We start from the raw sequence: 18386 nt of genomic DNA on the forward strand, positions 1-18386 counted from the left end.
AAGTTGTGAAAAAGATAGTTATCGAGTCCTTAGTAGGGTCTCAAAAAACAGCAGTACTTGAAGATGAAAGATTAGCAGAACTTTTTGTTGAAGATAGTTTAAATAAAAAGACTGTATCCAATATATATCGTGGAATTGTAAAAAAAGTTATACCAGGAATAGAAGCTTGTTTTGTAGATATTGGCTTTAAAAAGCTTGCTTATTTACAATTGAAAAAAGGAAGCACTATAAAATCTGGTCAAGATATTCTAGTTCAAGTAAATAAAGAAGAGATAGGTACTAAAGGTGCAAAATTAAACACTGAAATTAGTATTTCTGGAAGGTATATTGTCTATATACCTTCCAATGATAGAACTACAATATCAAATAAAATTACTGATGAAAAAGAAAGATTTAGATTAAAAAAAATTACTAAAGCAGTGAATAAAGAAAATTTAGGATTAATAATAAGAACTGAGGCTCAAGGTTGTACTCATGATGAAATAAAAAAAGATATAGAAGAATTAAAATTACAGTATGAGAATATTTTAAAAGAATATAAACTTGGTATAGGACCAAAAGTATTATATAAATCTTTAGACTTTGCAACCAAATATGTAAAGGATAATGTGAATGATGATATCGAATCCATAATTACTAACAGTTATGATAGATATTGTGAACTTAAGTCTATTTTAAAGGGAATAGACAATACTTATGTTGATAAACTGTGTCTTGAAGAAAATAGAGATGTATTTGATTTATATAGAATAGAATCTCAAATAGAGAAATTATTAAATAAAAAGGTATGGTTAAAGAGTGGAGGTTATCTAGTAATTGAAAAGACAGAAGCTCTTACTGTTATAGATGTAAATACAGGTAAGTTTGTTGGAACTGGCAAACTTGATGAGACTGTTTATAAAACTAATATTGAAGCTGCAAAGGAAATTGTAAGACAGCTTAGAATTAGAGATATAGCTGGAATAATAATAATTGATTTTATAGATATGCACAAAAAGAAGCATCAAAACGAGGTTTTACACCTCTTAGAGGAAGAATTTAATAAAGATAAAAGAAAAGCTGAAGTGTTAGGTATGACGAAGCTTGGTTTAGTAGAAGTTGCAAGACGTAGAGAAAAAGAGTCTATTGATAAATATTATCTAATGTCCTGCCCATGTTGTGATGGTGCACAAACGATAAAATCTATACATCATATGGTAGATGGCATTGAAAAAGAAATTATGAGAATAAGCGAGCATACAGTTTATAAAAATATAATAATAGAGTTTAATGATTTTATTTTTAGACAAATAAAAGAATATTATATGGATATAATTGATAAAATTGGTGAAAAATATAATATAAAAATTTCTTTAACTGCAAATTGTACATTAAAACACAATAAAACCAATGTTATTTTCGATAAAATAGTTGACAATAAAATGTAAATATTTTATAATTAATAATTGTAATGCCGCACAGTAAAGGTCTAAATCTTCAAATGAAGTACCTTGTACTGGCGAGTTTGAGGCCGAGGAGGTGTATTTAATGTACGCTATAGTAAAGACTGGTGGGAAACAATATAAAGTTTCTGAAGGTGATGTGTTATTCGTTGAAAAATTAGAAGCTAACGCAGGTGATGTTGTTACTTTAAACGAAGTATTAGCTTGCTCTAAAGATGGAGAATTAAAATTAGGTTCTCCAGTAGTAGAAGGAGCATCTGTTCAAGCTAAAGTTGTTGAACAAGGTAAAGCTAAGAAAGTTATAGTTTTCAAGTATAAAGCAAAAAAAGATTACAGAAGAAAACAAGGACATCGTCAATCATATACTAAGATAGTTGTAGAAAAAATAAACGCTTAGTAGTTGGTTAAGTTATGATAAAAGTAAAATATTATTATAATGATGATTTCTTGATACAAGGTTTTTGTTTAAAGGGACATGCTGATTTTGCTGAAATAGGCTATGATATAGTGTGTGCTGCAGTTACATCTAATGCTATTGCAGTTATAAATTCTTTAGACAAATTACAAAAGATTGAATTTGAGAAAGTAGTAGGAGAAGAAGGTCATATAGAATGTATAGTTAAAGATATACATATAAAAGATGCACAATTATTACTAAATCACTTTCAATTAGCGGTTGAAGAAATTAAACGGGAATACCCAAAAAATATAAAAATTTTAAAAAAGTAGGGGGTGACTCCATATGTTAAACATGAATTTACAATTATTAGCATCTAAAAAAGGGGTAGGTTCTTCTAAAAATGGTAGAGATTCTATATCTAAAAGATTAGGTGTTAAGAGATTCGATGGGCAATTAGTAACTGCTGGAAGTATAATAGTTAGACAAAGAGGAACTAAAATACATCCAGGAACTAATGTTGGAAAAGGTAGCGATGATACTTTATTTGCATTAGTTGATGGTACTGTTAAATTCGAAAGAAAAGACAAGAAGAGAAAAAAAGTTAGTATATATCCAGTAGCAATAGCTGAGTAATATACATAAAAGGAGTGTTGAGGCACTCCTTTTTCTTATAGTACTGATGAATTTATAATAGTGTTTTTGGTAATGCTAATTAAAAGTTTTTAATTAAGTAGGTGAAGAATTTGTTTATAGATAAGGCAAGAATATTTGTTAAGGCTGGAAATGGTGGAAATGGTTCGGTAGCATTTAGAAGAGAAAAATACGTTCCAGCTGGTGGACCAGATGGCGGAGATGGTGGTCGTGGAGCAAGCATCATATTTGAAGTTGATTTGGGTCTTAGAACGCTAATGGACTTTAAGTATCAAAAAAAATATCAAGCTCAAAATGGTGGGGACGGAAGCAAAGGTAAAAGAGCTGGTAAAAATGGAGAAAATTTAGTATTAAAAGTACCAGCAGGTACAGTAATAAGAGATGAGGCTACAGGTCTTATATTAGCAGATTTAAAGAAAGAAGGAGATACAGCTGTAGTTGCAAAAGGTGGTATAGGTGGTAAGGGAAATCAACACTTTGCCAATGCAGTAAGACAAGCTCCAGCTTTTGCAAAGTCTGGTACAGATGGAGATGAAAGATGGGTAACTCTTGAACTTAAAATGATAGCAGATGTAGGTCTTTTAGGATTTCCTAATGTAGGTAAATCAACATTTCTATCTGTAGTAACTAAGGCCAAACCAAAAATTGCGAACTATCATTTCACAACATTGACACCAAATTTAGGTGTTGTCCAAACTAAGTTTGGAGATAGTTTTGTACTTGCAGATATACCTGGAATTATAGAAGGTGCTTCTGAAGGTATAGGATTAGGTCATGAGTTTTTAAGACATGTAGAGAGAACCAAGGTATTGATACATATTGTAGATATATCTGGACTAGAGGGCAGAGATGCTATTGAAGACTTTGACAAGATAAATGACGAACTTAGACTGTACAATGAAAAGCTTTCAAAGAGACCACAAGTTGTTGTTGCAAATAAATTTGATATATTAGAAGATGAAAGCAAGTTTGAGACATTTAAAAATGAATTAGAAGGCAGAGGGTATACAGTCTTTAAAATGTCTGCAGCAACTCGTGAAGGAATAGATGATGTAATAGCTTATGTCTCTAAACTTTTAAAAGAAGTAGAAGATGTAGAATTAGTTTCAGAAGAAGAAATGTACAGACCAGAGCTTGATATTGGTACTGAAGAAGAATTGAGTATAGATATTGAAGATGGAGTGTATGTAGTTACAGGTAAAGCACTTAGAAGAATAATGTATTCTGTAAATTTTGATGATATGGAATCTCTTCAATATTTCCAAAAAGCTATGGAAGGTCAAGGTGTGTTTGACAGACTTAGAGAGATGGGAATAGAGGATGGAGATGTAGTTAGAATTTACGAATTGGAATTTGAATTTTACAATTAATTTTAGTATAGAATTATAGAGGTGAGAATATGTTAAAAGGAAAACAAAGAGCGTATTTAAGATCTTTGGCAAATACTTTAAAACCTACTACACAAATTGGTAAAGAAGGTGTCACAGAAAGTTTCTTAGAGCAATTAGATGATATGTTAAGAGTTAGAGAATTAGTAAAGGTTACTATACTGGAAAATGCAGGCCTTGATGCTAAAGAAACTGCTAATGCTGTATGTGAAGCTTTAAGAGCTGAATTTGTGCAAGCTATTGGTTTTAAATTTACTATTTATAAAAGAAATGTTGAGGAACCTAAGATACTTTTCCCAGGACATGAACAGGCAAAAGCAAAGATTAAAAATAATAACGTTACAAAAAAAGGGAAACCAACTAAAAGAGCGGTTAGATAATAGTCTATATACTTTTAGGAAAATAAGTTAAAAAAATAGTGACAATTGGCAGAAATTGTATTATACTATTAAACATAAATTTAAATTAGCAATCTTATCAAGAGAGGCAGAGGGACTGGCCCTATGAAGCCCGGCAACCAGTATATTTTATTATACATTGGTGCTAAATCCTGCAGCAGTTATGCTGAAAGATGAGTATAAACCCGTCATATGGCTTGAGTTTATACTCAAGCTTTTTTAATTGGTATATTTATACATATAAATAATTTAATATAATCAAAATGATGGGGGTATGTAACAGTGAAGATAGCAATATTAGGGTATGGAACAGTAGGAAGTGGATTAATTGATTTAATAGAAAACAATAATTCAAAAAGAGATATAGAGATAGTTGGAATTTTAGTTAAAAATAAAGAGAAACATAAGTCTAAGAAGTATTTTGACAAGATAACAACAGATATAGAAGATATATTTGATAAGGATATTGATATACTGGTTGAATTAATTGGAGGATTGAATCCAGCTTTTGATTATGTGACAAGAGCGTTAAATAAAAAAATACATGTAGTAACAGCCAATAAGGACTTACTTGCAGAGAGAGGTAGTGACCTTATAGAATTAGCCAACCTAAATGATGTTAGTATTAAATTTGAGGCATCTGTGGCAGGTGGTATTCCAGTTTTAAAGCCATTGATAGAATCATTAGAAGGTAACAGTATAAAGAGTATAAATGCTATTTTGAATGGAACTTGTAATTTTATATTATCAAAGATGTATGATGAAAATTTACCATATGATGTAGCTTTAAAACAAGCTCAAGAATTGGGGTTTGCAGAAGTCAACCCAGATGCAGATGTTTTAGGATATGATAGTGCTAGAAAATTATCTATATTATCTACTTTGTCTTATGGAAAAATAGTATATTGGAAAGATTTATTACTAGAGGGAATAACTTCGATAGATGAAAAAGATATAGAATATGCAAAAAAATTAAATTGTAAGATAAAGTTGGTTGCTAGAAGTAAGTATGAATCAGGAGAAGTAAGTGGATTTGTTAGACCAGCATTGGTTGATAACGATAATATGCTTTCAAAAATAGATAATGAGTTTAATGTAGTAATTTTAGTAGGTGATTCAGTAGGAGAACTTTCTTTTGTAGGTAAAGGTGCTGGAAGAGGGGCAACAGGTAGTGCTGTTTATGCTGATATCATAGATGTAATAGATAAGAGAAATGCCAATATAAAGTCATTCTCAAAAGGCAAATTGGACTTAAGTGGACTTATAGAAGATGAATGTAGTGCTGTAGTTAGATTTGATGGATATAATAAAGATGGAATTTTAAAATGTCTAGATAAATATGTAGATAGTTACGATATTATAGATGACGAAGAACTAGCAATTTTTGTAAATGCAAAGTCAGAACATGAAATTGATAGACTCTTGGAAGATGTAAAAAGAAACAATTATAGTAAATCAGTCAAAAAATTATTAAAGATAGATTAATCTGTTTATATAGGAATTATAAAATTGAAGGTGAAGCAAAACAAAATAAATATTTTGTTTTGCTTCACCTTTTTAATATCTGGTGAATTAATAAGATAATAGAAAAATAAATACATTATAATTAGCCAATAAAGAAATTTTCACTAGCTTCATTAATAGCTTGTTGAGTTACCCTTATATATCGCTGTGTAGTGGCCACAGAACTGTGATTTAAGAGCTCCTTGACTAACTCTAAGTTATTATTACTCTTTTCAAATTGAGTAGTAGCATAGAGCTTTCTAAAGCTATGTGTGCTTATATTATACAAATTTAAGTATCTGCAAATTATCCTTAACTGTTTTTGAATAGCTTTTGTTTTTATATTTACTAAGTAGTCGTTTGATTTAAGATTATACTTTCTTGCATGTTCATTTATAGATTCAATTATATTTTTATTAACTGGTCTATACTGTAATTTACCTGTCTTTTTTTCATTTATTTCTAACATGTTACCCTTAAAATTTCCTATTTTTAATCTTAAAATATCTGATATTCTTAGACCTAAATTAGCTTCTAACATTAGTGCCAATGCAACTTTAGGATTTTTTCTAAATCTTTTTTCAACGCCATTTTCACTATAAATAAAGCCAGTATGTAATAGTTCCATTATCTTTTTATATTCGTCTATCTCTATAGGTCTTGTTGCCATTTTCAACCACTCCTCTTATTTGATTTGTTAAGTTTGGGTCGGTATTTATTATATAATATAAATGAAATATTATATAATGGAAAAATATACCAATTAACTTATGCAAGCGTGATATATGTGATTAAGGAGAATTTTTTGAAAAATATTTACTAATAAAATTATAAAATTGTGATGAAATAACTGTGTTGTTAAACTAATTAAAAAGGTTATTAAAATTATGACAAATATAATAAAAAAATGGAAGTATTTAGTCAATTTTTGTGATTTTTATTTTTTTCGTAAAAATTTTTTAATGGAAAAAGTGTTTTTATATCTGATTAATTTTCCATCTGTAGATAAACTTTTCATATGTTTTTTAGCAATAAATAAAGCTGAGATTAGATAAATTATTACTACAATTTGAAGAATTGTGTCATAATAGCTAAGATAATAAAACCAAATTAAGTTATTATATATAACATTATATGTATCAGCAAAACTAGAAACCAATACAGTAGAGTTTGCAATAGGATAAAGTATAAATATGAAGAGAGCAGCTAAGATTCCATGAGCAAACTTACTCAGTATGTATAATTTTAAATCTATGTCTGTTTTTGATAAAAATGTACAGCATTGAGCTAGTATGGATAATCCACTAAATCCTATTAAAAAGCTAGCTAAAGATGCTCTTAGTATTTCTGGAGCACTTGTTATACTGGATACCTTATTGCAACCTATAGTAATTTCAAATAAACCACTTACAAATGCTTGACAGAGCTCTTTGTTTACACCTAAAAATGAAAGGGGTAAATACAAAACTGATGCTATTAAAGATATTACATTAAAAAGTGATAGTATTTTAAATACTACTGAAAAAACAATTACAAATCCACCAACTGTGAGTAATGTGTTTACTCCATTAAATACAGCATTTCCAAATAGAACAAAAAATCCATTTCCACTTGAATTTCGAAGATTGATTATATTTTTTATGTTTGTTTTTAAATCTAATTTTGTCTTTGGAAGATTTTCATTACCATAATTTCTAAAAAAAAGACCAACCAATATAGTCCCTAGATAATGGCATAGAATCATTAAATAACCTAAATTTGAGTTTTGAAACATACCAGTGCCAACTGAACCTATTATGAATAAAGGTCCTGATGTAGAACAAAAAGAAACGAGTCTTTGTGCCTCATGTTTAGAAATTTGTCTATTATTTCTAAATTCAGAAGCCAAACTTACCCCTACTGGATAACCAGATACTGCTGATATTGCAAAAGCTAAAGCACTTTTACCTGAAACATTAAACACGAGTCTAGTTATGGGATTAATAATAAATCCTATAATATCCACTATTTTTAAATCGACAATCAGGTTTGCGCCAATTATGAATGGAAGTAGTGATGGAACTAGGACGTTAGACCATATAGAGAAACCCTCTCTTGCAGATTTTATAGCTTCATTTGGGTATAGGATAATGCCTAAAACTAGAACTCCAACTATAATAGCTGGAGCAAAAAAAGCAATAATTTTATTTTTTTTCATAATATCACCTATAAATTTGAGTTATAAGATATTATATTAAAAATAATAAAAATATATGAATGTAATGGCTTAAGATATATAATAGATATATATTACAAGAACGATTATCATATTGGAGGAAAAAATGTTTAATAGTATAGCTAGTAAGAAAGTTTATGAACAAGTGATTGAACAAATACAACATAAAATACTGAATGGAGAATTAAAAAAAGGAGATAAATTACTGTCTGAAAGAGAATTGTCTGAACAAATGAATGTAAGTAGAACATCTATTAGAGAAGCTATTAGAGTCTTAGAAACTATGGGAGTGATAGAAAGTAGACAAGGTGAAGGAAACTTTATATGTACAAATATAGAAAAAACTTTAATAGAACCATTATCTATGATTTTTAAACTTAATAATGGGACACTTGAAGACATATTAGAGCTTAGAATAATTTTAGAGATTGAAATTGCAAAACTTGCTTCAAAGAGAATAACTTCTTCTGAAGCTATAGAATTGAAAAATATAATAGATGAAATGAGGATAGAAACTAAGAGAAAAGATAATAACCAAACTTTAGTTTTGTTAGACCAAAAATTTCACAGTAAATTAGCTACAATAAGCAAAAATTATTTAATTCAAAGTCTTTTTATGACAGCATCAAAATTATTTGATGGATTTATAGAAGATGCAAGAGAAAAAATAATTGCAGAACCTTTAAATGAATATATATTACTTGACCAACATGAGGCTATATATAATGCAGTTGTAGAAAATAATTTAGAACTTGCATGTGAAAAAGCAAAAGAACATATGAAGTTTATAAGTAAAAACTATAGAAAAAATGAAAATTAAAAGTTTGTTATAAAATAAATTATTCTTGCAAATGGAATATAATGGTATTATCATATAAGTGTAAAACTGGTATGACCACATACCAATTTTATAGTTTATATAATGGGAGATTAAAAATGGTAAAGTTAAAAGTACCGTATTCAAAGCAAGGAATGATTTTAGAAATACCTGAGAAACGTTTTACTGGTGTTTTGGAAGCAAAATCGGATAATTGTATAGAACGTAAAACTCAAGAAGAAATTGTTGAAGAATCTATGAATAATCCAATAGGCTCTCATTCACTAGAAGTGCTAGCTAAGGGAAAAAAGAATGTTGTCATAATTACGAGTGACCATACAAGACCTGTGCCAAGTAAAATAACTATGCCAATTATATTGAAACGAATTAGGAAGGTCAATCCAGACATAGATGTGAAAATTATAGTGGCAACTGGATTTCATAGGCCAAGTACAAGGGAAGAGTTAGTTTATAAAATGGGAGAAGAAATAGTAGATAATGAGGATATAGTTATGCACATATCTACTGATGACGAATCTATGTGTAAAGTGGGAGTACTACCTTCAGGTGGGGATTTATATATAAATAAACTAGCATATGAGGCAGAACTTTTAATAGCAGAAGGATTTATAGAACCACATTTTTTTGCAGGTTTTTCAGGTGGAAGAAAAAGTGTACTTCCAGGAATAGCATCTGCAAAGACTATAATGTACAACCATTGTAGTGACTTTATAGATAGTGATAATTCAAGAACTGGAAAATTAAAGCATAATCCTATTCATGAAGATATGGTATATGCAGCTAAAGTTGCGAAGTTAGCATTCATACTGAATGTTGTAATAGATAAAGATAAAAAGATAGTTGCATCCTTTGCTGGTGATGTCGAAAAAGCACACACTAAAGGTTGTGAATTTGTAACAGAACTATCAAAAGTAAATTCCATAAAATCAGATATTGTTGTAACTACAAATGGAGGATATCCTCTAGACCAAAATATTTATCAAGCAGTTAAGGGGATGACAGCAGCAGAGGCAACTTGTAGGGACGGTGGAGTAATAATAATGATTGCAGCATGTAATGATGGTCATGGAGGTCAATCTTTTTATGAAAATGTAGCAAATGCAGATTCTCCAAAGCAACTATTAGAAAAAATTAGAAATGTTGGTAGATGTGATACAATCCCAGACCAATGGGAGTTTCAGATATTAGCAAGAATATTATCTAAATATACTGTGATAATGGTAACGGATAAATGTAATCCTGAAATGATAAAGAAAATGCATATGAAGCATGCGTTTAATTTTAAAGAAGCTTTAGAAATGGCGACTAGTATAGTTGGTATAGATAGTAAGATAGTAGTTATACCTGATGGAGTGTCAGTTATAGTTAAATAAAAAAGGAGTGTACTTTATGGAAATTTTGACATGTATAAAACAAGTACCTGGAACAACTTCAGTAGAAGTTGATGAAACTACAGGAGTACTAAAGAGAGATGGAGTAGATTCAAAAATGAATCCTTATGACCTATATGCTTTAGAAACAGCACTTAGAATAAAACAAGAAAAAAAAGCTAATCTAAAAGTACTTAGTATGGGGCCTCCTCAAGCAAAAAAAGTAATAGAAGAGAGCTTTATGATGGGAGCTGATGAAGGAGCTTTAATAAGTGATAGAAGATTTGGAGGTGCAGATGTACTGGCTACTTCTTATACTATATCACAAGGCATCAAGAAGATGGGAAAGGTAGATTTAATAATATGTGGGAAACAAACTACTGATGGTGATACAGCACAGGTTGGACCTGAAATAGCTGAGTTTTTAGATATACCTCATGTTACTAATGTCACAAAATTAATTGATGTCAAAGAGAAAAGTATAGTTGTTGAAATAGATATGCCAAACGATTTACAAGTATGTGAGATTGAATATCCATGTTTAATAACTGTAGAAAAAGATATTTTTCAACCAAGACTACCTTCATTTAAATTAAAATTAGATACTAAAGAAAGAAAAATACCTGTATATAACTTAGATGATTTTGAAGACAAAGACGAAAACAACTATGGACTTAATGGTTCTCCTACTCAAGTTGTAAAAATATTTCCTCCAAAGCCAAATACAGATAAAAATATTGTAAGAGGAAATGCAGATGATTTAAGTTCTGCACTTATAAATAAATTAGAGGAATTAAAATTAGTTTAAGGAGGATTAATAAATGTCAAAGATAATTGTAAATCAAGATAAAATAACTGATTTAAAAGGAGTATTAGAAATATGTCCTTTTGGTGCTATAGAAGAAAAATCAGGGATAGTAGAAATAAGTGCTGGATGTAAGATGTGTAAGTTATGTGTCAAAAGTGGGCCAAAAGGTGCATTTGAATTTATAGAGAGTTGCAAAGTACAAATAAATAAAGAGGAATGGAGGGGAATTGCAGTATATGTGGAACATCACAATGGAAGCATACATCCTGTGACATATGAGCTTATAGGAAAAGCTCGTGAGATGGCATCAAAGATAAAACAACCTGTGTATTGTGTGTTTGTAGGAAAAGATATAAAAGATAAGTGTAATAATTTGATTTCTTATGGTGTGGATGAAGTATTCGTATATGATGAGGATGAATTTAAAGATTTCAGGATAGAACCATATGCAAAAGCAATAGAAAATTTTATAAAGAATATAAAGCCAACAATAATGCTAGTAGGTGGAACTACGCTAGGTAGGTCATTAGCTCCAAGGCTTGCTGCTAGATTTAGAACTGGTCTTACAGCCGATTGTACAATACTTGATATTCAATCAAATACTGATTTAGACCAAATAAGACCAGCATTTGGTGGAAATATAATGGCTCATATAAATACACCTAATAATAGACCACAATTTGCTACTGTAAGATACAAAATATTCTCAGTACCAGAAAAAGTGCAGAATGCTACAGGAAAGATTACTTTATGTCAAATAGAAAAAAAAGAGCTAAGCTCTAAGATTAAAGTATTGAGTGTAAAAGAAAAAAATAAAGAAGTGGGTTTAGAAGAAGCTGAAGTAATAGTTGTCGCAAGTAGGGCAATAAAGAAACAAGAAGATATGGAGATGATATATAAGTTAGCTGGTAAATTAAATGCTCAAGTAGCAGGAACAAGACCTGTAATAGAGGCAGGATGGATAGATGCCAAAAAACAAATAGGTCTTAGTGGTAGAACTGTAAAGCCTAAACTTATAATAACTTGTGGTGTATCTGGAGCTGTTCAATTTGTTGCAGGGATGCAAGGTGCTGATTATATAGTAGCTATAAATAAAGATGATAAGGCTCCTATACTTGATGTAGCGCATCTAGCTTTAATAGGTGATATTTATGATATTATTCCTAAATTGATTGAAAAGATAGAAAATAAAAAAGATGATAATCAAATATATATGGCATCAGCAGCCAAATAGGGGGATAGAAATGTACAAATTAATCGATAAAAAAGATATAGATTTTTTAATAGATACTTGTGGAGAAGAAAATGTAATAGTTGGAAGTGATATAAATGAAGATTTTTCACATGATGAACTTGGAGGGATTGAAAAATATCCTGAAGTTTTAGTAAATGTAGTTGAAACTGAACAAGTATCTAAAATAATGAAATACGCATATAAAAATAATATACCAGTTACACCAAGAGGTCAAGGAACTGGTCTTGTAGGTGCTGCTGTTGCCATAAAAGGTGGAATAATGATTAATCTGTGTAAAATGAATAAGATACTTGAAGTTGATTATGAAAATTTAACATTAACGGTAGAACCAGGAGTATTGTTGATGACAATAGGTCAATATGTTCAAGATAGAGATTTGTTTTATCCACCTGACCCAGGTGAAAAAAGTGCTACAATTGCTGGTAATATAAACACTAATGCAGGTGGGATGAGAGCAGTAAAATATGGTGTTACAAGAGATTATGTAAGAGGTCTTGAAGTTGTATTGCCAAATGGAGAAATTATAAATGTAGGTGGAAAAGTGGTTAAAAATAGTTCAGGATATAGTATAAAGGACTTATTAGTTGGCTCAGAAGGAACTTTAGGAATAGTCACTAAAGCTATATTAAAATTGCTTCCACTTCCAAAGAAAAGTATAAGTTTACTTATACCATTTCCAAATTTATCAATGGCAATCGAGACTGTTCCTAAAATAATAAAGTCAAAGTCAATACCAACAGCTATAGAATTTATGGAAAGAGATGTAATACTAGCAGCAGAAGAATTTTTAGGTAAGAAGTTTCCAGATAATACATCAGATGCTTATCTTCTACTTACATTTGATGGAAATAGCACTGAAGATATAGAAAAAGAATATGAAAAGGTAGCTAATTTATGTCTAGAAAATGGTGCATTAGATGTATTTATATCAGATACACAGGAAAGAAATGATTCTATATGGTCAGCTAGAGGGGCCTTTTTAGAGGCTATAAAGGCATCTACAACACAAATGGATGAATGTGATGTCGTTGTTCCAAGAGATAAGGTAGCAGAGTTTATAAGATATACTCATGAGCTTCAAGATGAATTAAAAATAAGAATAAAAAGTTTTGGTCATGCAGGAGATGGAAATCTACACATATATATTTTAAAAGATGGTATGGATGATAATACATGGAAGACAAGATTAAAAGAAACTTTTGACTGTATGTATAGAAAGTCCAGAGAACTTAGTGGTCAAGTTTCTGGCGAACATGGTATAGGGTATGCTAAAAAAGAGTACTTACATGAATCAAATTCAGATGCTTATATGATGCTAATTAAAAATATAAAGTTAGCTTTTGACCCAAAAAATATTTTGAATCCAGGAAAAATATATTAAACATACCAATAATGTAATATTTTAAAATTTACTTTTAAATGACAGCATAAATTGTAAAAGTTTTAGGATGGCAATATTTACTTAAGTTTAGAAAGTAGCATAATATTTAAGTTGATGTTGCCATCCTAAAAGTATGTGCAAATAGATTCAAATAAGATTATTGTATTTATATAAAGTATTAATAAAATAGTTTTTTATAAATATTTTTTATTTTAAGAATCTATTTTACATAGACTGGATGAGTATAAAAATCCATAGGACCTTTTATTAAGTCTTTATTATTTTTATAATATACTGAGTCATATATATTTGTAGATTTTATATCATAATTTATGAGTGTTTTAAAAATTACATCATCTAATGAAAATGATATATTTGAAAATTTGTTTATTATTTCTATTTCAGATTTGTTTTTTACTTCCTTTAGAACTTCTCTGCCTTTATCATTAAAAGCAAGTATTCTTACATAAGGAATAGCATCTATGTTTTTTACAAGTTGCATATCACTTTTTTTAATACCTAATAATATATTGTTTAAAGTTCGTTTAATTTTGGTTAAAGTATATCGTTTAGATTTAATTGATAATTGCAGTTCATATAAAGATTTAGATGTAAAAATATCTTTGTAGATTTTATTTTCTATACCTTCATTTACTTCAAAATAATCTTTTAAATTGTCTATATCTCTAAGTATAATGGTCTTTAAAGTATCAAAGAAAAAATCATCAAACATAGGCAAAAAGCCATTATCTATTTTTTTATTTAGGATATTATAAGTCTTTTTTGGAATAACATCTTTTAAGTGAAAAAGACTATTATTTTCTTTAAGTGAAGTTCTTATAGCAGTAGCAGAACAAATATTACTATTAATTTCTTCAGAATTGTATTCTGACTGAACTCTAGATATAGTAAATGGTTTTATATCACTATTTAGGTGGATAAGATTTTTTATATATTCTATACCAAGTATATTATTTGATGAATTTAATGTTTTTGATAATTGTTCTTTTGAATAACTCTGCATGAATTTATTTTTTTTGTATTGATGTATATAATCAAAAAGTGCATTAGCTCTAGCTGTTGGAAATAACATGCCCTCATCTAAATATTTTTTTAAGAATAGCTTAAAGTCATCTGGCTCACTTGCTAAAATTTCTGCAATATTGTAAAGAATTTCTGTATTTCCTTCTTCACTACCAAAACATACAGAATCTATACAGTTTAGTGAATTTAAAATTGTTATGGCACCATGAGAAAAAATTTCAGCACTTTGGCAAGCAAATAGAGTTGGTAATTCTATAACTAAGTCTACGCCATTTTCGACAGCAATTTTTGCTCTAGTATATTTATCAAATAAAGCTGGTTCGCCCCTTTGTAGAAAGTTTCCACTCATTATTGCTACAGTATGTGTTGCATTTGTTTTTTCTATAGATTTAGATAAGTGATATATATGTCCATTATGAAATGGGTTGTATTCAACTATTAATCCAAGTACATTCATAAAATACTCCTTCTATCTTTAGTTATTTTTATATATATCTTAATTTATTAAAATGTATATAAAATTTAAATTTTTAATTATAAAACTAAAAAACGTAAAAAAAGTTATAAAAATGTAGAAATACTACATAATAAAAAACTAGTTAAATGTTATTAAAATAACTTTATTAGAGCTTTATATTATATTATTATAGCAAATGGGAAAGAATAATCTACATTAAGTTAATTTGTTAATATATTATTAGGAAAATACACAAATTACCATACTATAAATATGATATAATATTAAAAAAAAGTATATACTTTTATATTAAAAGGTGATATATTATTTATGAAAATCGTTTAATGTATACAATAATATATCTATGACAGAATAATAAAAGATAGAGTTTTATTTAGACATTTATTACAAATCAAAACTTATTACATATTATTTATAAAAATCTAAGGAGGAAATAATAATGAAAATATTAGTATTAAACTGTGGGAGTTCTTCATTAAAATATCAATTAATAGATATGAGTAATGAAGAAGTTTTATGTATAGGATTAGTTGAGAGAATAGGAATAGAAGGTTCTATACTAAAACATGAAAAAGCAGGTAGAGATGATAAATACATTGTTGAACAACCAATGAAGGACCACAAAGATGCAATAGCATTAGTTTTAGAAGCTGTTGCTCATCCAGAATTTGGTGCAGTTAAAGAAATGAAAGAAATAGATGCAGTAGGACATAGAGTTGTACATGCTGGAGAAAAATTTGCTACTTCAGTAGTAATAACTCCAGAAGTAGAAGAAGCTTTAAAAGAGTGTATAGATTTAGCACCACTTCATAATCCAGCAAACATAATGGGAATAGATGCTTGTAAAGCTATACTTCCAGATGTACCAATGGTAGGAGTATTTGATACTGCTTTCCATCAAACAATGCCTAAATCTTCATATTTATATGGTTTACCTCATGAATTATATACTAAGTATGGGGTAAGAAGATATGGATTCCATGGAACTTCTCATAATTATGTATCTCAAAAAGCAGCAGAGATATTAGGAAAAGACATAAAAGATTTAAAAATAGTAACTTGTCACTTAGGAAATGGAGCTTCTATAGCTGCTGTTGATGGTGGAAAATGTGTAGATACATCTATGGGATTCACTCCATTAGAAGGATTAATAATGGGAACTAGATGTGGAGATATAGACCCAGCTATATTACCTTTCTTAATGAGAAAAGAAGGTTTAGATGCTGATGGATTAGACAAATTAATGAATAAAGAATCTGGAGTATATGGAATGACTGGAATTTCTAGTGACTTCAGAGATATAGAAGATGCAGCTAAAAATGGAGATGAAAGAGCTCAAGCGACATTAGAAGCTTATGTTAAAAAAGTACAAAAATATATAGGTGCTTATGCTGCTGAGATGAATGGATTGGATGTCGTAGTATTTACTGCTGGTGTTGGCGAAAATGGAAAAGCTATAAGAGCAGATATAGCTTCTAATATGGAGTTCTTAGGAATGAAGTTAGATAAAGAAGCTAATGATGTTAGAGGAAAAGAAACAATAATATCTACTGCTGATTCTAAAGTAAAAATGCTTTTAATACCAACTAACGAAGAATTAATGATAGCTAGAGATACATTAAGATTAGTAAAATAATTTAAGCAAACTTATGCCTATCAAGTAAAAATACTTGACAAACAAATGCTAGATTTGTATAATAAATTTGGTGATATGTTGAGGTGAACTTAATGAAAGTTAGCATAGAAAAAATAAATAGAAAAGAAACTGATAAAATAGACTTGAATTTTTGTGAAAAAATTGATACTATTAGTTATTGTGATGAGATTTACAAATTAGTATCACCTGTAAATTTAAAAGGGAAAGTGTCAAAGACTAATAAAGGTTTATATCTAGATATAGATGTCAATTTTACAATTGTTGACAATTGTTCAAGATGTCTTAAAGAAGTAGAGATACCACTAGAGTATTCTATACAAGGTTTTTTAGTAAAAGAAGAAGATTATGATGAAGATGAATTTGAGGAATTTGATCCTTTTATATTCGATGGCGAAGAAATCGACCTTATTGATATAATAGAACAGACATTAGATTTTAATGTACCTCATAAGGTTCTTTGTAGTGAAAACTGTGAAGGTCTTTGTCAAGTATGCGGAGCAAACTTAAATGAAGGAGAATGTTCTTGCAGTGAAATTACAAACGATGAGGAATACATAGATCCTCGTTTTGCTAAATTAAAAGATTTATTTAATTAAATTTTGACTAAGGAGGTGGCGTAAATGGCAGTACCAAAGCGTAAAACGTCTAAATCAAACACAAAAATGAGAAGAGCAGCTAACTCAAAGATGGAAGCAACAGGATTTGTAAGTTGCCCACAATGTCATGAGCCAAAATTACCACATAGAGTGTGTCCAGACTGTGGATATTATAAAGGTAAAGAAGTTGTGTCTAAGTAATAGCTTCTAAAAAACATGTAGAGTATACTCTACATGTTTTTTTTGTACATATAAAAATAAGATGATTTACTAGAGAAATAAGTGGATTTTATGCATATTAAAAAATAGAAAAATAATAATATAAGTATTGAAAATTTTTGTGTGTTACTATATACTACTATTAGTAGCTGGTACTAATTACAGCTATAAAATTTGGAGGGAACATGAAAAAGAAAAGTAAAGCCCAAAGACAAAAAGAGCTTATAGATATGCTAAAGACGGATCCTTTTTATACTGATGAAGAATTATCAAGTCTGTTTGATGTAAGTATACAGACTATAAGATTAGATAGAATGAGTCTAAACATACCAGAGCTAAGAGAAAGAGTCAAATCAATAGCAGAAACTCAGAGTTCAAAAGTAAAGACTTTAGGAGTAAAGGAAATTACAGGAGAAATCATTGATTTATCTGTAGGGCGATTAGGTATATCTATGTTAGAAGTTACACAAGACATGATTTACTCTAAGACTAATACTTTAAAAGATACGTATATATTTTCTCTAGCAGATTCATTGGCAATGGCTATAATAGATGCACCTAAAGTTATTATGAGAGTTGCAAATGTAAAAAGTTTTAAATTGATAGAACAACAAGATAGGCTTATAGCGAAAGCCGAAGTATATAGAAATATAGATAAAAAGCATTATGTAAAAGTTGTTATCAATAATAAAGCTCAAGAGCAAATATTTAGAGGAAAGTTTATCTTTGAAGAATTAGATTAG

The 18386-nt window shown here is 29.2% G+C and carries 19 protein-coding genes and 1 riboswitch; of the genes, 16 read left to right on the forward strand and 3 right to left on the reverse strand.

The window, feature by feature from the left end; all coding sequences use genetic code 11:
- Positions 1–5: 5 nt before the first annotated feature.
- From ACTG46_RS05810 to ACTG46_RS05840, 7 genes are all read left to right on the forward strand, one after another.
- The gene (locus ACTG46_RS05810) at positions 6–1427 is read left to right on the forward strand and encodes an Rne/Rng family ribonuclease (RefSeq protein WP_054276232.1); all 1422 of its coding nucleotides are present in this window, start codon (positions 6–8) and stop codon (positions 1425–1427) included.
- Between the two features lie 100 nt (positions 1428–1527).
- Positions 1528–1839 carry a 50S ribosomal protein L21 gene (gene rplU, locus ACTG46_RS05815; RefSeq protein ID WP_003419082.1) on the forward strand — a complete coding sequence of 104 codons (312 nt, stop codon included), beginning with the start codon at positions 1528–1530 and terminating at the stop codon, positions 1837–1839.
- A gap of 14 nt (positions 1840–1853) precedes the next feature.
- Positions 1854–2171 carry a ribosomal-processing cysteine protease Prp gene (locus tag ACTG46_RS05820; RefSeq protein ID WP_021383819.1) on the forward strand — a complete coding sequence of 106 codons (318 nt, stop codon included), beginning with the start codon at positions 1854–1856 and terminating at the stop codon, positions 2169–2171.
- Positions 2172–2184: 13 nt separating this feature from the next.
- A complete protein-coding gene (rpmA, locus tag ACTG46_RS05825; RefSeq protein WP_003419086.1) occupies positions 2185–2475 on the forward strand; it encodes a 50S ribosomal protein L27 in 291 nt (96 codons plus the stop codon).
- Positions 2476–2585: 110 nt separating this feature from the next.
- Positions 2586–3863 (forward strand): GTPase ObgE, encoded by a 1278-nt coding sequence (obgE, locus tag ACTG46_RS05830; RefSeq protein WP_167639690.1) that lies wholly within the window; start codon positions 2586–2588, stop codon positions 3861–3863.
- 29 nt (positions 3864–3892) lie between these two features.
- Positions 3893–4261 (forward strand): YhbY family RNA-binding protein, encoded by a 369-nt coding sequence (locus ACTG46_RS05835; RefSeq protein WP_054269677.1) that lies wholly within the window; start codon positions 3893–3895, stop codon positions 4259–4261.
- A 91-nt stretch (positions 4262–4352) separates the two neighbouring features.
- A riboswitch (SAM riboswitch) is annotated at positions 4353–4459 on the forward strand.
- A gap of 102 nt (positions 4460–4561) precedes the next feature.
- Entirely contained in the window at positions 4562–5764 is a 1203-nt protein-coding gene (locus tag ACTG46_RS05840) for a homoserine dehydrogenase (RefSeq protein ID WP_479923749.1), read from the forward strand.
- A gap of 121 nt (positions 5765–5885) precedes the next feature.
- Here the strand turns inward: ACTG46_RS05840 and ACTG46_RS05845 are convergent, their stop codons facing one another.
- Together ACTG46_RS05845 and ACTG46_RS05850 are read right to left on the reverse strand one after the other, a co-directional pair.
- Positions 5886–6452 carry a tyrosine-type recombinase/integrase gene (locus ACTG46_RS05845; protein ID WP_054269679.1) on the reverse strand — a complete coding sequence of 189 codons (567 nt, stop codon included), beginning with the start codon at positions 6450–6452 and terminating at the stop codon, positions 5886–5888.
- 267 nt (positions 6453–6719) lie between these two features.
- Entirely contained in the window at positions 6720–7979 is a 1260-nt protein-coding gene (locus tag ACTG46_RS05850) for a nucleoside recognition domain-containing protein (protein WP_054276235.1), read from the reverse strand.
- 124 nt (positions 7980–8103) lie between these two features.
- Here ACTG46_RS05850 and ACTG46_RS05855 point away from each other — a divergent pair, with 124 nt between their 5' ends.
- The 5 genes from ACTG46_RS05855 to ACTG46_RS05875 all read left to right on the forward strand — a co-directional run bounded on the left by ACTG46_RS05855 (position 8104) and on the right by ACTG46_RS05875 (position 13649).
- Positions 8104–8817, forward strand: coding sequence for a FadR/GntR family transcriptional regulator (locus ACTG46_RS05855; RefSeq protein ID WP_054269681.1), 714 nt, complete (start codon positions 8104–8106; stop codon positions 8815–8817).
- Between the two features lie 116 nt (positions 8818–8933).
- Positions 8934–10208 carry a nickel-dependent lactate racemase gene (gene larA, locus ACTG46_RS05860; protein ID WP_479923750.1) on the forward strand — a complete coding sequence of 425 codons (1275 nt, stop codon included), beginning with the start codon at positions 8934–8936 and terminating at the stop codon, positions 10206–10208.
- A 16-nt stretch (positions 10209–10224) separates the two neighbouring features.
- Complete coding sequence (locus ACTG46_RS05865; RefSeq protein WP_054269683.1) at positions 10225–11013, forward strand: electron transfer flavoprotein subunit beta/FixA family protein; 789 nt, start codon at positions 10225–10227, stop codon at positions 11011–11013.
- Between the two features lie 13 nt (positions 11014–11026).
- Complete coding sequence (locus ACTG46_RS05870; RefSeq protein ID WP_407963779.1) at positions 11027–12247, forward strand: electron transfer flavoprotein subunit alpha; 1221 nt, start codon at positions 11027–11029, stop codon at positions 12245–12247.
- Between the two features lie 10 nt (positions 12248–12257).
- A complete protein-coding gene (locus ACTG46_RS05875; protein WP_479923751.1) occupies positions 12258–13649 on the forward strand; it encodes an FAD-binding oxidoreductase in 1392 nt (463 codons plus the stop codon).
- A 220-nt stretch (positions 13650–13869) separates the two neighbouring features.
- Here the strand turns inward: ACTG46_RS05875 and ACTG46_RS05880 are convergent, their stop codons facing one another.
- On the reverse strand, positions 13870–15150 hold the full coding sequence (locus tag ACTG46_RS05880) for a nucleotidyltransferase (protein WP_479923752.1): 1281 nt from the start codon (positions 15148–15150) through the stop codon (positions 13870–13872).
- Between the two features lie 460 nt (positions 15151–15610).
- Between ACTG46_RS05880 and ACTG46_RS05885 the strand changes: the two genes are divergently transcribed.
- The 4 genes from ACTG46_RS05885 to fapR all read left to right on the forward strand — a co-directional run bounded on the left by ACTG46_RS05885 (position 15611) and on the right by fapR (position 18386).
- Positions 15611–16807: an acetate/propionate family kinase gene (locus ACTG46_RS05885; RefSeq protein WP_054269687.1), complete on the forward strand. Its 1197-nt coding sequence runs from the start codon at positions 15611–15613 to the stop codon at positions 16805–16807.
- Between the two features lie 92 nt (positions 16808–16899).
- Positions 16900–17424 carry a YceD family protein gene (locus tag ACTG46_RS05890; protein WP_054269688.1) on the forward strand — a complete coding sequence of 175 codons (525 nt, stop codon included), beginning with the start codon at positions 16900–16902 and terminating at the stop codon, positions 17422–17424.
- 24 nt (positions 17425–17448) lie between these two features.
- Entirely contained in the window at positions 17449–17625 is a 177-nt protein-coding gene (gene rpmF, locus ACTG46_RS05895; protein ID WP_003419113.1) for a 50S ribosomal protein L32, read from the forward strand.
- Between the two features lie 203 nt (positions 17626–17828).
- Positions 17829–18386 (forward strand): transcription factor FapR, encoded by a 558-nt coding sequence (gene fapR / locus ACTG46_RS05900; RefSeq protein ID WP_003419115.1) that lies wholly within the window; start codon positions 17829–17831, stop codon positions 18384–18386.

Source organism: Clostridioides sp. LIBA-7678, assembly GCF_056716065.1.

Excerpts from the sequence above, each read along its gene's own strand:
- fapR (WP_003419115.1), top strand. The coding sequence starts at position 17,829 with ATGAAAAAGAAAAGTAAAGCCCAAAGACAAAAAGAGCTTATAGATATG.
- rpmF (WP_003419113.1), top strand. The coding sequence starts at position 17,449 with ATGGCAGTACCAAAGCGTAAAACGTCTAAATCAAACACAAAAATGAGA.
- ACTG46_RS05855 (WP_054269681.1), top strand. The coding sequence starts at position 8,104 with ATGTTTAATAGTATAGCTAGTAAGAAAGTTTATGAACAAGTGATTGAA.
- ACTG46_RS05890 (WP_054269688.1), top strand. The coding sequence starts at position 16,900 with ATGAAAGTTAGCATAGAAAAAATAAATAGAAAAGAAACTGATAAAATA.
- ACTG46_RS05865 (WP_054269683.1), top strand. The coding sequence starts at position 10,225 with ATGGAAATTTTGACATGTATAAAACAAGTACCTGGAACAACTTCAGTA.
- ACTG46_RS05850 (WP_054276235.1), bottom strand. The coding sequence starts at position 7,979 with ATGAAAAAAAATAAAATTATTGCTTTTTTTGCTCCAGCTATTATAGTT.
- ACTG46_RS05880 (WP_479923752.1), bottom strand. The coding sequence starts at position 15,150 with ATGAATGTACTTGGATTAATAGTTGAATACAACCCATTTCATAATGGA.
- ACTG46_RS05835 (WP_054269677.1), top strand. The coding sequence starts at position 3,893 with ATGTTAAAAGGAAAACAAAGAGCGTATTTAAGATCTTTGGCAAATACT.
- rplU (WP_003419082.1), top strand. The coding sequence starts at position 1,528 with ATGTACGCTATAGTAAAGACTGGTGGGAAACAATATAAAGTTTCTGAA.
- ACTG46_RS05820 (WP_021383819.1), top strand. The coding sequence starts at position 1,854 with ATGATAAAAGTAAAATATTATTATAATGATGATTTCTTGATACAAGGT.
- rpmA (WP_003419086.1), top strand. The coding sequence starts at position 2,185 with ATGTTAAACATGAATTTACAATTATTAGCATCTAAAAAAGGGGTAGGT.
- ACTG46_RS05845 (WP_054269679.1), bottom strand. The coding sequence starts at position 6,452 with ATGGCAACAAGACCTATAGAGATAGACGAATATAAAAAGATAATGGAA.
- ACTG46_RS05885 (WP_054269687.1), top strand. The coding sequence starts at position 15,611 with ATGAAAATATTAGTATTAAACTGTGGGAGTTCTTCATTAAAATATCAA.
- larA (WP_479923750.1), top strand. The coding sequence starts at position 8,934 with ATGGTAAAGTTAAAAGTACCGTATTCAAAGCAAGGAATGATTTTAGAA.
- ACTG46_RS05875 (WP_479923751.1), top strand. The coding sequence starts at position 12,258 with ATGTACAAATTAATCGATAAAAAAGATATAGATTTTTTAATAGATACT.
- ACTG46_RS05870 (WP_407963779.1), top strand. The coding sequence starts at position 11,027 with ATGTCAAAGATAATTGTAAATCAAGATAAAATAACTGATTTAAAAGGA.